1 pseudogene is annotated in these 324 nt (G+C 53.1%); it reads left to right on the top strand.

The annotated features are described in order from the left end of the window. A pseudogene (locus JL015_RS27610) lies at positions 1-324 on the top strand (IS3 family transposase); the annotation flags it as partial.

Below are 324 nucleotides of genomic sequence, written 5' to 3'. Positions count from 1 at the left end.
TTGAAAAAGGCGAGTTGGGTTATAAAGAAGCCCAACGGCGCTATGGCATCCAGGGTCGGTCGACAGTATTGGTGTGGTTACGCAAGCACGGTCGGCAGGATTGGAGCCAAGGCGCATCAATTCGAGAGTCGAGGAGCAGGTCCATGACCGAGCCAACCCTCCCGCTGACACCCGAGCAGCGGATCAAAGAGCTTGAAGAACAGCTGGCGCTGAGCAACCAGAAGGCTCAATTTTTTGAAGCCGTCGTTAACGTTCTAAAAAATGACTACGGCGTTTCTATCGTAAAAAAGCGACCCGGCAAGTCCTCTCGCAAGGGCAAATCCA

This window comes from Pseudomonas cichorii, assembly GCF_015471405.1.
Classification (GTDB): domain Bacteria; phylum Pseudomonadota; class Gammaproteobacteria; order Pseudomonadales; family Pseudomonadaceae; genus Aquipseudomonas; species Aquipseudomonas serbiensis.
This window is presented reverse-complemented; position numbering and strand designations above follow the sequence as displayed.